Source organism: Pseudomonas koreensis, from assembly GCF_025447595.1.
In the GTDB taxonomy this organism is placed as follows: domain Bacteria; phylum Pseudomonadota; class Gammaproteobacteria; order Pseudomonadales; family Pseudomonadaceae; genus Aquipseudomonas; species Aquipseudomonas koreensis_H.
In genome coordinates, this window is sequence record NZ_JAOEJU010000013.1 from 52833 (window position 1) to 66557 (window position 13725).

11 protein-coding genes are annotated in these 13725 nt (G+C 61.2%); 3 read left to right on the forward strand and 8 right to left on the reverse strand.

From position 1 onward, the window contains the following. Window positions 1–36: 36 nt before the first annotated feature. From N8H71_RS16705 to N8H71_RS16730, 6 genes are all read right to left on the reverse strand, one after another. A complete protein-coding gene (locus N8H71_RS16705; RefSeq protein ID WP_262194836.1) occupies window positions 37–1278 on the reverse strand; it encodes an SfnB family sulfur acquisition oxidoreductase in 1242 nt (413 codons plus the stop codon). A 267-nt stretch (window positions 1279–1545) separates the two neighbouring features. Further along, the gene (locus tag N8H71_RS16710) at window positions 1546–2310 is read right to left on the reverse strand and encodes a hypothetical protein (RefSeq protein ID WP_262194837.1); all 765 of its coding nucleotides are present in this window, start codon (window positions 2308–2310) and stop codon (window positions 1546–1548) included. A gap of 455 nt (window positions 2311–2765) precedes the next feature. Beyond that, entirely contained in the window at window positions 2766–3515 is a 750-nt protein-coding gene (tcyN, locus tag N8H71_RS16715) for an L-cystine ABC transporter ATP-binding protein TcyN (protein WP_262194838.1), read from the reverse strand. Between the two features lie 4 nt (window positions 3516–3519). Next, window positions 3520–4185, reverse strand: coding sequence for a cystine ABC transporter permease (gene tcyL, locus N8H71_RS16720; RefSeq protein WP_011331947.1), 666 nt, complete (start codon window positions 4183–4185; stop codon window positions 3520–3522). Continuing rightward, complete coding sequence (tcyJ, locus tag N8H71_RS16725) at window positions 4185–4985, reverse strand: cystine ABC transporter substrate-binding protein (RefSeq protein ID WP_230734714.1); 801 nt, start codon at window positions 4983–4985, stop codon at window positions 4185–4187. The genes tcyL and tcyJ overlap by 1 nt, the downstream gene beginning before the upstream one ends. Window positions 4986–5308: 323 nt before the next feature. Then, window positions 5309–6313 carry a D-cysteine desulfhydrase gene (locus N8H71_RS16730; protein ID WP_207984698.1) on the reverse strand — a complete coding sequence of 335 codons (1005 nt, stop codon included), beginning with the start codon at window positions 6311–6313 and terminating at the stop codon, window positions 5309–5311. A gap of 190 nt (window positions 6314–6503) precedes the next feature. Between N8H71_RS16730 and epsC the strand changes: the two genes are divergently transcribed. After that, on the forward strand, window positions 6504–7430 hold the full coding sequence (gene epsC, locus N8H71_RS16735; RefSeq protein ID WP_007952730.1) for a serine O-acetyltransferase EpsC: 927 nt from the start codon (window positions 6504–6506) through the stop codon (window positions 7428–7430). Between the two features lie 379 nt (window positions 7431–7809). After that, on the forward strand, window positions 7810–9771 hold the full coding sequence (gene betT / locus N8H71_RS16740) for a choline transporter BetT (RefSeq protein WP_262194916.1): 1962 nt from the start codon (window positions 7810–7812) through the stop codon (window positions 9769–9771). Window positions 9772–9795: 24 nt separating this feature from the next. Here the strand turns inward: betT and N8H71_RS16745 are convergent, their stop codons facing one another. Both N8H71_RS16745 and N8H71_RS16750 read right to left on the reverse strand, forming a co-directional pair. Beyond that, a complete protein-coding gene (locus N8H71_RS16745) occupies window positions 9796–10056 on the reverse strand; it encodes a hypothetical protein (RefSeq protein WP_007952727.1) in 261 nt (86 codons plus the stop codon). Window positions 10057–10255: 199 nt separating this feature from the next. Then, window positions 10256–11293: a LacI family DNA-binding transcriptional regulator gene (locus N8H71_RS16750; protein WP_262194840.1), complete on the reverse strand. Its 1038-nt coding sequence runs from the start codon at window positions 11291–11293 to the stop codon at window positions 10256–10258. Window positions 11294–11499: 206 nt separating this feature from the next. Between N8H71_RS16750 and N8H71_RS16755 the strand changes: the two genes are divergently transcribed. Then, on the forward strand, window positions 11500–13725 hold the full coding sequence (locus tag N8H71_RS16755; RefSeq protein WP_262194841.1) for a TonB-dependent receptor: 2226 nt from the start codon (window positions 11500–11502) through the stop codon (window positions 13723–13725).

Here is a 13725-nt window from a genome sequence, read left to right on the forward strand (position 1 = left end):
GTTTCTCCAGAGATCTGGTCAAAAGTGTTCTGGTCGTCAGATCCAGGAATGGCGAGCCGGCAACTTGCCGTTGAGGCGATAGGCGCCGACCGCGTGGTACTTCCAGCGCACCGGGTCGTGCAGGGTGTGCACCCGGGCGTTGCGCCAGTGACGGTCGAGGTTGAATTCGGCGAGGGTGGCGCGGCTGCCAGCCAGTTCGAAGAGTTTTTCGCTGGCCAGCAGCGAGATCTCGGTGGTCAGCACTTTGGCTTCGGCCACGGCAATCGAAGCGCGGGCAGCGGATTCGGCGGTGAGTGGCGCGGCATGCACCTGATCCAGCACCTGCCCGGCCTTGCGCAACAGCGCCTCGGCGGCGTGCAGTTCGATTTTCAGCTTGCCGATGTCAGCGATCACGTAGAGGTCATCGCTGGCCCGCTCGACGTTGGCGTCGATCCACGGCCGGGCGCGAGTCTTGACGAATTCGATGGCGTCATCGATGGCGCCACGGGCGATGCCGGCGTCGATCGCCGCTTGAATCAGCTGCGACACCGCGCCCTGGGTATTGGGCTTTTCGTTGATCTTCCAGTTGTCCACCACGAGGCCGGCATCGACCCGCACGTTGTTCAACAGGATCGTGCCGCTGGCGGTGGTGCGCTGGCCGAAACCCGACCAATCATCGACGATGCGCAGACCTGGCGTGCCGCGACGAACGAAAGCCAGGACTTGCTTGCCGTCATCATTCAGCGCCTTGACCGCCACCCAGTGGGCGAACAGGGCGCCGGTGGAGTAGAACTTCTGGCCGTTGATCACGTAGTCATCGCCGTCGGCGGTGATGCGCGCTTTCAGTTCCAGGGTGTCTTTGGTACCGCGTTCAGGCCCGGCGTTACCGATGCGCCAGCCTTCGAGCACGCTCTGCAACAGCTGTTTTTTCTGCTGTTCGGTCGCGCTGCCGAGGATCAGGTTGATGATGCCGAACTGGTTCTGCGGGATCTGTCCCAACGCCGGGTCGGCTGCGGAAATGATCGCGAACACCTCGGCCAGGGTTACAAAGGAAACCTGCGGGCCGCCGTACTCGCGCGGGATGGCAATGCTGCCGAGGCCGCTGCGGGTGAACTGTTCGATTTCCGACCACGGCAGCTTGCGCTGGCGATCGCGTTTGGCGGCCTGCACGCGGGCGACCTGCGCCAGCTCATGGGCGGCCTTGATGGCTTGAGTGTCGTTGCGCAGCACTTGCGCGGGCAACAACAACGGGGCGATGTCCAGGTTACTCTGGACGTTTGCGTCTGCCAGACTGGACATCAGTGCCGCTCCTTGGCTGCACGCAATGCCCTGGCGAATTGCACTGGGGTGATTGTGTTCCGGACCATGTTACCTACCTCACATCTCATGAAAAACGCCGCAAAAGTGCGGCGAACGAAAGAATGTCCGGTGGTCCGGTTTATATACCCTAAGCGCGTATAAAATTTAAATAAACTAACTTTTAGGAATATGTATAGAAGGGGGGCGTGGTCCGGTTGGTTAAGCGTGCGGCGGCGAAGGAAGTCGTCCCTCGCCGACCATCGATGCTCATTTTTTTTGCGGCTCCGCTGCCTTCAGCGTTTCTTTGAGCGGCACCTTGAGATAGGGATTCACGCAACCGATCTTCAGCGTTCGCGGCGGTGCCCAGCGCGAGTTGTTGCCGACCCGGTCGAGAATGCAATAGGTCACGTCCAGCCGCAGGTCCTCGCCGGCCTCGGTGATGATCGCCGGTGGCACCCAGACCTGAATCGGCTTGCCGATATCGACCGGGGTGATGCGCGCCAGATCCATCCGTACGTCGCCCCAGCGCAGGGTGATGGCGTCGCCTTCGGCCATGTTCAGATAGGGCTCGATGGTCAGCGGTACGCCGCGTTTGATCTGGCTCGCGTTGACGCCTTGACGGCGAATGGTGTCGGGCAGGGTCACGGGGGCGAGTTGCTGATTTTCGTCGCCACACAGCGCTGGAGGCTGTCTACCTGGGCAGTCGAGTTTGACCGTGATTCGCGCCGCTGCCGACAGCGATGGTCCGTGACCCACCCGCATGACCCGATAGTGGATGCGTGACGAGCCGCTGGCGATGAAGCTTTCCGGCACTCGCAGGCTGACTGGGGTTGCGACGTCCTGTGCTGTCAGCACGTGAGAGGCGACGTAGCAGTTGTCCCAGAACAGTTCGATCAGATCGCCGGTGTCCATGTCCGGGTAGGGCGGCACATCGACCAGCAGATGAGCCGCTGCTGCGAGGTTGATGCCGTGGTTTTGGGATGGCGCCAGGCTCGGCGCGGCCAGTTCGGGGATGTGCGAAGTTCGGGTCATGAAATCCTCTCCTTGAAGCCTTGCAGCGAAATCCGTTTCTGAAAGTTCAAATGGCCAGAATTGCCTGGTCGTAAAACAGGGCCTTTCTGCCATTCGTTATATGGAATTGGTGATGTAGTTGGGTGCGGCGAGTGACTAGATAAAAGTTCGCCGGAAGACATGTCAATGGATGCGATTAGTTAATTGCAGAATTACGGATTTATCAGAAAGCTCCTACATCGATAAGGCACTCTACCTATCTGGAGCGGCGAATTGAGCCACGGGATCTGCCGGGCTTTGCTCGTTTTGACGTCTATTTGATCGTGCAGCTGGAGATTCGATGGGGCGCACTTTAATCATGTCGATTCTGTTGCAGGACATATATATGCACTGCAATCGATTGATTAAGTTTTTGGTGGGGAGGGTGTAAGTAAAACTTCCATCCATGGAAGTTTCTATTCGGGGAAGTTTGCAGGTCAGCCGTTGTTTCTGAACTTGCTGAGAAACTGTCGAGTGCGTTCTTCTTTCGGATTGGCAAACAACGCTTTCGCTTCACCTTGTTCGACGATCACGCCCTTGTCGAAAAACACCACGCGGTTGGCCACGTCACGGGCGAACGCCATTTCGTGGGTGACGATCACCATGGTGCGTTTCTCCTCGGCGAGGCCGCGGATGGTCGCCAGCACTTCACCCACCAGTTCCGGATCGAGGGCCGAGGTCGGCTCGTCGAACAGAATCACTTCCGGCTCCATCGCCAGCGCCCGGGCAATTGCCACGCGCTGTTGCTGGCCACCGGACAGGCGCCGTGGGTAGGCGTCTTCCTTGCCCGCCAGGCCGACCTTGGCCAGCAGCTTCTTGCCCAGGGCAACGGCTGCATCGCGGGGCGTCTTCTTGACCACGATCGGGCCTTCGATGACGTTTTCCAGGGCGGTGCGGTGGGGGAACAGGTTGAAGTTCTGAAACACGAAGCCCACATGCTGGCGCAGGTTGCGCACCAGGCTCTGCTGCTGGTTCAGCGGGCGGCTGGTATCGATTTCGATATCGCCGACCTTGATCCGGCCGCTGGTGGGTTGCTCGAGGAAGTTCAGGCAGCGCAGGAACGTGGTCTTGCCCGAGCCGCTGGGGCCGATGATTGCCACGACCTCGCCTTCCTTCACCTCCAGATCAATGCCGTTGAGCACGACTTGACCCTTGAACTGCTTTGTCAGTTTTTCCACGACAATCATGGGGTCAGGACTCCTGGTCGTGCCGATTGACCCGCTCTTCCAACTTGTTCTGGAAGTGCGACAGCACCGTGGCCAGAATCCAGTAGATCAGCGCGGCGGCAAGATACATGGTGAAGACTTCGAAAGTCCGGGCGGTAATCAGCTGTGCCTGACGGAACAGCTCCGGCACCTGAATGGTGGCGGCCAGGGCGGTGTCCTTGACCAGCGAAATGAAGCTGTTGCCCAGTGGCGGCAAGGCTGTGCGCATCGCCTGCGGCAGGATGGCCCGGCGCAGGGTCTGCGCGCGGGTCATGCCAATGCTCGCAGCGGCTTCCCACTGGCCGCGTTCGATCGAACCGATCGCGGCGCGCAGGATTTCGCAGGCGTAGGCGGCCATGTTCAGCGAGAAGCCGATCAGCGCCGCCGGCAGCGGGTCGAGTTCCATGCCCAATTGCGGCAAGCCGTAATAGATCACAAACAGTTGCACCAGCAACGGCGTGCCGCGAAAGAACGACACGTAGATGCGGGCCAGCCAGCTGACCGACTTGAAGCGCGACAGACGCATCAACGCCAGGCCAAAGCCCAGCAGCAGGCCGAAAAACATGCCGCCGAGGCTGAGGATTACCGTGTAGTACGCGCCCTTCAACAGGAAGGGCGCGGAGTCCAGTGCGAGTTGGAAAGCTTCTTCCATTATTTGGTGACGTCAGCGTTGAAGTATTTCGTGGACAGCTTCTCAAGGGTGCCGTCGGCACGCAGTTCGTCGAGGGCCTTGTTCACGGCGGCCAGCAGTTCAGGCTCGCCTTTGCGCAGGGCTACACCGGCTTCCTGACGCGAGAAGGCTTCACCGGCAGCGACGGTTTTCGGCGCTTTCTTGGCGTATTCCAGCGCCGCCAGACGGTCGATCAGGATCGCGTCGGTACGGCCGTTGTTCAGGTCGGCAAACTTGGTCGGATCATCGTCGTAGGTGCGAACGTCGGCACCCGGCACGTTGGCGCGGACCCATTGTTCGTAGTTGGTGCCCAGGCCCACGCCGACTTTCTTGCCGGACAGGTCAGCGGCGGATTTGATGTTCAGCGCGGCTGCCTTGTCTTTCAATACCAGCGCCTGAATCCCGGAAACGGTGTACGGCTCGGAGAAGTCATACTTCTTCTTGCGCTCTTCGGAGATGGTCACCTGATTGACCACGACGTCCAGACGCTTGGATTCCAGTGCCGCGAGAATGCCGTCCCATTTGGTCGGCTGAATCTTGGCCTTCACGCCCAGTTTCTTGGCCAGGGCTTCGGACAGCTCGACTTCGAAACCCGACAGTTTGCCGTCGGCATCGACGAAACTGAACGGTGGGTAAGTGCCTTCCAGGCCGACGTTGATAACGCCTTTGTCCTTGATCTGTTGCAGTTGCTCACCGGCAACCGCCTGCCCCAGCAGACCGGCGCTCAGTGCCAGGCCCAGCGAACCTACCAGCAGATTTCGACGTAGTGCGGAAAGAATCATGACAAGCCCCTGTGTTTTCTTATGGAAGACGCTTAAGGAAAGTTGGCGAATCCGGGAATTGGACGACAGCGCTATCCTGCCTTAAAGCAGCTTATGCGTCTCTCGCGAAATTCGCCTGCGGCGAGACTATATGACGATTCTTTTAGAATGGAAAATAATGAATTTTCCGTTTGTTATTCATCTGTGGAATATGTGTTTTTCGTATTCCGATTGATCCTGTACGCTGCGTGGGATCGCTTCAACGGGCGGAAAGGGACGCGACGCGTCCCGGGCTGCATTCCTACGCAGAGCGTGGGAACGAGCGCTGCACCACGCGCGTCGACCTACAGAAAGTCTTTGTACGCAAACAACGCCGGGGCGCCGCCGGTGTGCAGGAAGATGATCGGGCCGTCGTCGAAACGCCCGCGACCGATGCCGTCGAGCAGCCCGGCCATGGCCTTGCCGGTGTAGACCGGATCGAGCAGCACGGCGTCCTGGCTGGCCAGCAGTTTCACTGCCGACAGCGTCCCGGCGTTTGGCTCGCCATAGCGCGGGCCGAAGTATTCGTCCCACAACTCGACCTTGAAGCTGTCCGGCAGCGCTACACCCAGCAGGTCGGCGGTGCGTTCGGCCAGGCCCTGGACTTTCGGGCGCTGGTCTTCTTCGCTGCGCGAAACCGTCACGCCGATCACCGGCAGTTGCGGCAGCGCTTCGCTCAAGGCCAGCGCCAGACCGCTGTGAGTGCCGGCGCTGCCCGAGGCCAAAACGACGGCGGAAAATTGCAGGCCGGTGTCCTTGATCTGCTCCGCCAGCTCCAGACCGGCACGCACATAACCCAGCGCGCCGAGGGCGTTGGAGCCACCGATCGGCACCAGGTACGGCTTCTTGCCGTTGCTGCGCAGGCGCACGGCGAGGGCGGCCAGTTGTTCGTCGGCGTTGTCGAGGTTGTCGACCAGCTCGACCTTGGTATCGAACAGGTCCAGCAGCAGGCGGTTGCCGTTGCCGGTGTAGTTGCTGTCGTCGGTGCCCAGCGGATTTTCCAGCAGGGCCACGCAGCCCAGGCCCAGTTTCGCGGCCAGCGCGGCGGTCTGGCGGACGTGGTTCGATTGCAGTGCGCCGGCGGTGATCAGGGTGTCCGCGCCTTGGGCAAGGGCATCGGCGGCGAGGTATTCGAGCTTGCGCAGCTTGTTGCCGCCCATGGCCAGCGGTGTCAGGTCATCGCGTTTGATGTAGACATCGCGACCGAGCCAGGTGGACAGGCGCTCGAGTTTTTCCAGTGGGGTCGGTTGGCCGAGCAGGTCGAGACGGTTAAAGCGATCCAGCTGTTGTTTGATCGGTTGTGTGGACATGGTTCCGTACTGATGCAAGGAGATGTCAGGACTATAGGCACGCCGATTTACCGGGGCAACCGTCAATCGCTTATAGCCAAATGTGCTTAATCCAGCACTATCGGTTCTTAATTCGCGCCCGTGGGCTTGCCGTAAAGTAGTCGCCGTTGACGCGGCCAGACAGTCCGGCCGCCCGTGAGGAGTCTTTACCGTGAGCGAGCGTTCCAGCCATTGGCAATTGCAGACCATCGTCAGCCAGCTGCGTACCGCGCGGGATCAGTGGCGGGCACAAAATGGCCGTGCTTCCGGCGAGCAGGGCGGGCGCGAATTGCCGTCCCGTGATGCGATGGCGCAGATCCTGGAAGCGCTGTGCGGCGCACTGTTTCCGATGCGACTGGGGCCGGTGGATCTGCGTGAAGAGAGCGAGGATTTCTACGTCGGCCATACCCTCGATGTCGCCTTGAATGCGTTGCTGGCCCAGGCACGACTCGAACTGCGTTACGTCGCCCGCCACAGCGCTCAGGCTGACACTGAAGTCGAGGCGCAGGCGATCAGGATCATCCAGGATTTCGCCCTCGCGTTGCCGGGCCTGCGCAGCCTGCTCGACACCGATGTGCTGGCGGCGTATCACGGCGATCCGGCGGCGCGCAGCGTTGACGAAGTGCTGCTGTGCTATCCGGGGATTCTGGCGGTGATTCACCATCGTCTGGCGCACCATTTGTATCGCGCAGGTCTGCCGCTGCTGGCGCGGATCAGCTCGGAAATCGCCCACTCGGCGACCGGCATCGATATTCACCCGGGCGCGCAGATTGGCCGCAGTTTCTTCATCGACCACGGGACCGGCGTGGTGATCGGCGAGACCGCGATCATCGGCGAGCGCGTCAGGATCTATCAGGCGGTGACATTGGGCGCCAAACGCTTCCCGGCGGATGAGGACGGGCAGTTGCAGAAGGGCCATCCACGCCATCCGATCGTCGAGGACGACGTAGTGATTTATGCCGGGGCGACGATCCTCGGACGGATCACCATCGGCAAGGGCTCGACCATCGGCGGCAACGTGTGGTTGACCCGCAGCGTACCGGCCGGGTGCAACCTGACCCAGGCCAACCTGCAGCATGATGACGGGACGCAGAAGTAGATCTTCAGATCTCTTTCTGACTGATCCGGCCCCATCGCGAGCAGGCTCGCTCCCACATTTGGAACGCGGTTCACTGTGGGAGCGAGCCTGCTCGCGATGGGCGTTCACACAAAACTGAAAACTGAACGAATCCTCCCAACCCCGCGTCATACCGAACCTTGAGCTAGCGTACGAAAGTTACCGCTGAGCCCTGCGATTAGTCCTGAGCGTGCTATCCATGTTTAACTTGAACGTTCATTCAAGTTAAACCGGCGGTTCGCTGCCCGCTCACAACAGGAGGCTTGCCTTTGCTGAGTCTGATCATTTCAGCCATTTTCCACCCCCTTGAGGTGCACCGTTCATGAGTGCATCGTCTACCCCCGCCAGCGGTCTGGTACGGATGAATCCGCCGGTGTTCTGGTTCGCCGCGACGGTGATCCTGCTGTTCGGCCTGACGGTCATCGCCATGCCGGAACAGGCCGGCGCCTGGCTTCTCGAAGCACAAAACTGGGCGGCCAACACGGTCGGCTGGTACTACATGCTCGCGATGACCCTGTATCTGATTTTCGTGGTGGTGACCGCATTGTCGGGCTACGGCAAGATCAAACTCGGTGCCGACCACGACGAACCCGAATTCAGTTACCTGTCCTGGGCCGGCATGCTGTTCGCCGCCGGGATCAGCATCACGCTGTTTTTCTTCTGTGTGTCCGAGCCGCTGACCCACATGATCCAGCCGCCGCAAGGCGAGGCCGGCACGGCGGATTCGGCGCGTCAGGCGATGCAGATACTGTTTCTGCACTGGGGCCTGCACGGCTGGGGCGTGTTCGCTTTCGTCGGCATGGCGCTGGCGTATTTCGCCTACCGGCATAACCTGCCGCTGGCCCTGCGTTCGGCGCTGTACCCGCTGATCGGCAAGCGTATCAACGGCCCCATCGGCTACGCGGTGGACGGCTTCGGCATCATCGCCACGGTGTTCGGCCTCGGTGCGGACATGGGCTTCGGCGTGCTGCACCTCAACTCCGGTCTGGACTACCTGTTCGGCATCGCCCACACCCAGTGGATTCAGGTCGGCCTGATCACGCTGATGATGGGCGCGGCGATCATCGTCGCCGTCTCCGGTGTGGATAAGGGTGTGCGAGTCATGTCCGACATCAACATGCTGCTGGCCTGTGCGCTACTGCTGTTCGTGTTGTTCGCCGGCCCCACCCAGCATTTGCTCAACACCCTGATCCAGAACCTCGGCGACTACCTCGGCGCGTTGCCGATGAAGAGTTTCGACCTCTACGCCTACGACAAACCGAGCGACTGGCTCGGCGGCTGGACAGTCTTCTACTGGGCCTGGTGGATCGCATGGTCGCCGTTCGTGGGCCTGTTCATCGCACGGATTTCCCGAGGCCGGACCATCCGCGAATTCGTCTTCGGCGTGCTGCTGATTCCGCTCGGTTTCACCCTGGCGTGGATGTCGATCTTCGGTAACAGCGCCATCGACCAGGTGCTCAATCACGGTATGTCGGCGTTGGGCATGTCGGCCCTCGACAACCCGTCGATGACCCTTTACCTGCTGCTGGAAACCTATCCGTGGAGCAAGACCGTCATCGCGGTGACGGTGTTCATCAGCTTCGTGTTCTTCGTCACCTCCGCCGACTCCGGCACCGTGGTGCTCTCGACCCTGTCGGCCAAGGGCGGCAATCCGGATGAAGACGGGCCGAAATGGCTGCGGGTGTTCTGGGGTGCGATGACCGCGCTGGTGACCAGTGCACTGCTGTTCTCCGGCAGCATCGATGCACTGAAGTCGGCGGTGGTGCTGACCTCGCTGCCGTTCTCGATGATTCTGCTGCTGATGATGTGGGGCCTGCACAAGGCGTTCTATCTGGAGTCGCAGAAGCAGATCGCGCAACTGCATTCGCTGGCACCGGTGTCCGGTTCACGGCGTGGCAAGGGCGGCTGGCGCCAGCGTCTGAGCCAGGCCGTGCACTTCCCGTCGCGCGACGAGGTGTACCGCTTTATGGACACCACGGTGAAACCGGCCATCGAAGAAGTAACGGCCGTATTCGCCGAGAAAGGCCTGAACGTGATCACCCAACCGGATCCGGCGCACGACAGCGTCAGCCTGGAAATCGGTCACGGCGAGCAGCATCCGTTCATCTACCAGGTGCAGATGCGCGGCTACTTCACGCCGTCGTTTGCCCGTGGTGGCATGGGCTCCAAGCAGCTCAACAATCGCCGCTACTACCGCGCCGAAGTGCATCTGAGCGAGGGCAGTCAGGACTACGATCTGGTCGGTTACACGAAAGAACAGATCATCAACGACATCCTCGACCAGTACGAACGGCACATGCAGTTCCTGCATCTGGTGCGTTGATCGGGGCAGGGCGTCGGGACGCTTTCAGGTCTCGGCGCTCAGCACCATGAACAACACCATCGCCGCCAGCGGCACGCCATACACGGCGCTTCCAATTGCAATCTCCGACCCCAACGGCTGCCCGGCATGCACCACGCCGACCGCACCATTGATGACCGTCAACGCCAGCCACAACGCTGCGAAACCATAGGCCAGCGTCTGCCGACTGAAGCCGATGCGCTCGCCGATGTAGAACATCAGCGCCAGCAGGATCAGGCCGAAGAAGATGATGATTGCGGTGTGCATGGGGAGGCCTGCGGCATAGTCGGTGTTTGGTCGGGCGCCTTCGCGGGCAAGCCCGCTCCCACCGGGGTTCTCCGTCGTCCACAGATTTTGTACGCAACACAGAACCTGTGGGAGCGGCGGTGCGACGATTCGACTTGCCCGCGAAGGCGCCACCTCGGTTTCATTTAGAGCATAGCCAAACCAGCCCACGCCATATTCGTCAGGTACTTTCCCGCTCAATAACCGTGCACTGCAGCAGATTCAACCGCTGCACCTCATCACTCGGCAACACGCCAAGGCTTTCCAGCACACGCGTTGCCGCCAGTACACCGATCTCCAGCGCCGGCGGTTTGATGGTGCTCAGGCTCGGCAGCAGCATTTCGGCGAACGGGTAGTCGCCGAAGCCGAGGACGGCGCAGTCTTCAGGGATTTTTAGGCCGGCGCGTTGCCCGGCGAGCAGGCCGCCGGCGGCGAGGTTGTCGTTGGCGAAGATGATGGCGTCCGGGCGTGGGGAGGCGTTCATCAGCGCTTCCATCGCTTGCTTGCCGGCCTCGAACGGGGCGCGATCGGCGTCCGGTGCGAATACCCACGGCTCAAGTCCTGACTCACGCACGGTCGCCGCATAACCGTCGCGGCGTTCCAGTGCGCTGAAGTCGCCGGGTGCGCTGTTCTGCACGAAGGCGATTCGCCGATAGCCCTTGCCGTGCAAATAACGAGCGGCGCTGACACCCACCTCAAAGTGCGAAAAACCGATCTGCATCGGCTCTCGATCCGGCTGGTAATCCCAGGTTTCGATCACCGGGATATCCGCTTCGGCGAGCATCTTCTCCGTGCCCGCACTGTGGAAGTGACTGGTCACCACCAGCGCCGCCGGCGACCAGCCGAGGAACGCCCGTACCGCGCTTTCTTCCTGTTCAGTGCTGAAGTAACTCGATGCCAGAAGAAGCTGATAACCGTGACGGCTGAGGGTGTCGCTGAAGCCCTGAATGGTGTTGGCGAAGATCGGCCCGGAGATGTTCGGGATCACCATGCCGACGATTTTCCCCCGCGCCGAGGCGAGCCCACCGGCCACCAGATTCGGCACGTAACCCAGTTCGGCGACCACTGCCGCGATCCGTTCGCGGCGTTCGGGTGAGACCTGTTCCGGCTGGTTGAAGTAGCGCGACACGGTGATCGCCGAAACGCCGGCCTGGCGCGCCACCGCATTGAGGGTCACGCGACCGGCGCCACGGCGTTTGCGGGGCTTTTCTTCGCTCAAGGCTCGATCCTTCTTAAAAACCAAAACGCATATAAAAGTAATTTTTCAGTATTGGACGGTCTATGTCCGGCTTGCCAATACTGGCGATGTTAGCGCTAACAAAGCGTGTTGTCTGCTACTCGCTCGAGCGAATGCCCAAGACACCGAGACAGGCGCTGTCGTCGCAGAACGGCAGCGGTTCAGGGCAACTTTTCGAGCGGGCAAACATGCACAACATTCCTGGGGCGACACACAAACTGGCGCAATCGATCCGCGCTGCGGGCTGGCTACTCACCGGGCTGGCCGCGCTGCCGCTGCCTGCCGCGTTCGCCGCCGACAGCACCGATCAGGAGCCGACACTCAAGTCCGTCACGGTCACCGCCACCCGCCGCGAAGAGTCGCTGCAAAAGGTCCCGGTGGCGGTGTCGGTGATCGACGGCGAGCAACTGGAGCGCGATAACCGCAACAGCGTGGCGAGCATCGTCCAGCAAGTGCCGTCGCTGAATTTCCGCACTGGCGCATCGAACAAGGACACCTCGTTGTTCGTGCGTGGTGTGGGGACCATTTCCACCTCGCCGGGCGTCGAGCCGACCGTGGCCACGGTGATTGATGGCGTGGTTTATGCGCGCCCCGGCCAATCCACTCTGGATCTGCTGGACCTGGAACGCGTCGAAGTCTTGCGCGGCCCGCAAGGCACGCTTTTCGGCAAGAACGCCTCGGCCGGCGTGTTGAACATCACCAGCAAGGCGCCGACCGCCGAGACCCACGGCTACATCGATCAGTCGTACTACAGCGGCAACGAAAGCCGCACCCGTTTCGGCATCGGCGGCAGCCTGATTCCGGACACACTCAAGGGTTCGATCAGCACCCTTTTCGGCAGGTACGACGGCAACGTCGACAACAAGCACAACGGTCAGGAGGTCAACGGTTACAACCATCGCGGCGTGCGCGGCAAACTGGAATTCACCCCGAACGACGACGTCACCTTCACCCTGATCGCCGACTACATGCAGTCCCACGATGACGGCCCGAACGGCGTCGTGACCAAGTCGTTGACCCCGGCCTTCGCCAATGCGCTGAGTCCGGTCAGCGCCACCAGCCACAACCGCGACATCAACACCGACACCCGCACCCACGTCGAGGACACCAACAAGGGCCTGTCCGGCCAACTCGACTGGCAACTCGGCGATTACACCCTGACCTCAATCACCGCGTGGCGCGGCTGGGACAACACCCAGTATCAGGACGGCGATCGCCTCGGCACGGTGACGGCGGCGTTCCCCGGCACGGCGGACAAGGGCGATCTGGCCTTCGACCAGTACTCGCAGGAACTGCGACTGGCCTCGCCGAAAGGCGATTTCCTCGAATACGTCGGCGGCTTGTTCTACATGCACGGCAAGGATGATGAAACCTATCAGCGCACGCTGACCACCACCACGCGGACTGATCGCGGCGTCGCCGATTACAGCACCACCAGCGACAGCTACGCGGTGTTCGGCGAGAGCACGCTGAATTTCACTTCGGACTTGCGTGGTATCGCCGGCCTGCGCTACACCCACGACGATCTTGAATACGATCACCGTCGCGTCTCCACTTCCGCCACAACTGTCAGCGGCATTCAACCGGCGACCAGCAGTTCCGGCTCGGTGGACGAGGACGGCTGGTCCGGGCGGCTCGGTTTGCAGTACGACCTGAGCGATACCGTCACCACTTATCTGACCTACTCGCGCGGCTACAAAGGCCCGGCCTACAACGTGTTCTTCAACATGCAACCGCGCGACACCGAAGCGCTGAAACCGGAAACCTCCAACACCTGGGAGGCGGGGATCAAAGCGTCAAGCTGGAACAATCGCCTGACCACCAACCTCGCGGTTTTCCACAGCGACTACGACAACTATCAGGCGAACTTTTTTGACACCGTCGCCGGGCAAGTCGTAACTCGGCTGATCAACGCCGGCAGCGTCAGCACCGAGGGCGTGGAACTTGATTTCGCCCTGCAGGCGACCCAGCAACTAAAGTTCTCCGGTGCGCTGGCCTACACCCGCGCCCGCATCGACGAGTTCGCTTGCCCGGCGGGCGCGGCGGCGTCGTGCAACGTCAATGGCAAGCCGCTGCCGTTCAGCCCGGACTGGAAAAGCTACGTGCGGGCCGACTACACCATCCCGCTGGATAACGGCCTGGATATCGAGCTCGGCACCGACTACAGCTGGCAGAGCGAAGTGCAGTACGACATCAGCCAGAACGCCGACACCAAACAGGGCGCCTACGGCCTCTGGAACGCCAGCGTGGCCCTGGCCGATTACACCAATGGCTGGCGCGTGGCGTTTCTAGGCAAGAACCTCACCGACAAGTCGTATTCGCCATTGCTCGCCAGCGGTGGCAACTACATCTACCGCGCTGTGCCTCGCGACGACGAGCGCTACTTCGGCGTGCAACTGCGCAAGGACTTCTGA

Coding starts and splice junctions, on each gene's coding strand:
- betT (WP_262194916.1), top strand. CDS start 7,810: ATGAATCCGCCGGTGTTCTGGTTCGCCGCGACGGTGATCCTGCTGTTC.
- N8H71_RS16755 (WP_262194841.1), top strand. CDS start 11,500: ATGCACAACATTCCTGGGGCGACACACAAACTGGCGCAATCGATCCGC.
- tcyN (WP_262194838.1), bottom strand. CDS start 3,515: ATGATTGTCGTGGAAAAACTGACAAAGCAGTTCAAGGGTCAAGTCGTG.
- N8H71_RS16745 (WP_007952727.1), bottom strand. CDS start 10,056: ATGCACACCGCAATCATCATCTTCTTCGGCCTGATCCTGCTGGCGCTG.
- N8H71_RS16705 (WP_262194836.1), bottom strand. CDS start 1,278: ATGTCCAGTCTGGCAGACGCAAACGTCCAGAGTAACCTGGACATCGCC.
- tcyJ (WP_230734714.1), bottom strand. CDS start 4,985: ATGATTCTTTCCGCACTACGTCGAAATCTGCTGGTAGGTTCGCTGGGC.
- N8H71_RS16730 (WP_207984698.1), bottom strand. CDS start 6,313: ATGTCCACACAACCGATCAAACAACAGCTGGATCGCTTTAACCGTCTC.
- tcyL (WP_011331947.1), bottom strand. CDS start 4,185: ATGGAAGAAGCTTTCCAACTCGCACTGGACTCCGCGCCCTTCCTGTTG.
- N8H71_RS16710 (WP_262194837.1), bottom strand. CDS start 2,310: ATGACCCGAACTTCGCACATCCCCGAACTGGCCGCGCCGAGCCTGGCG.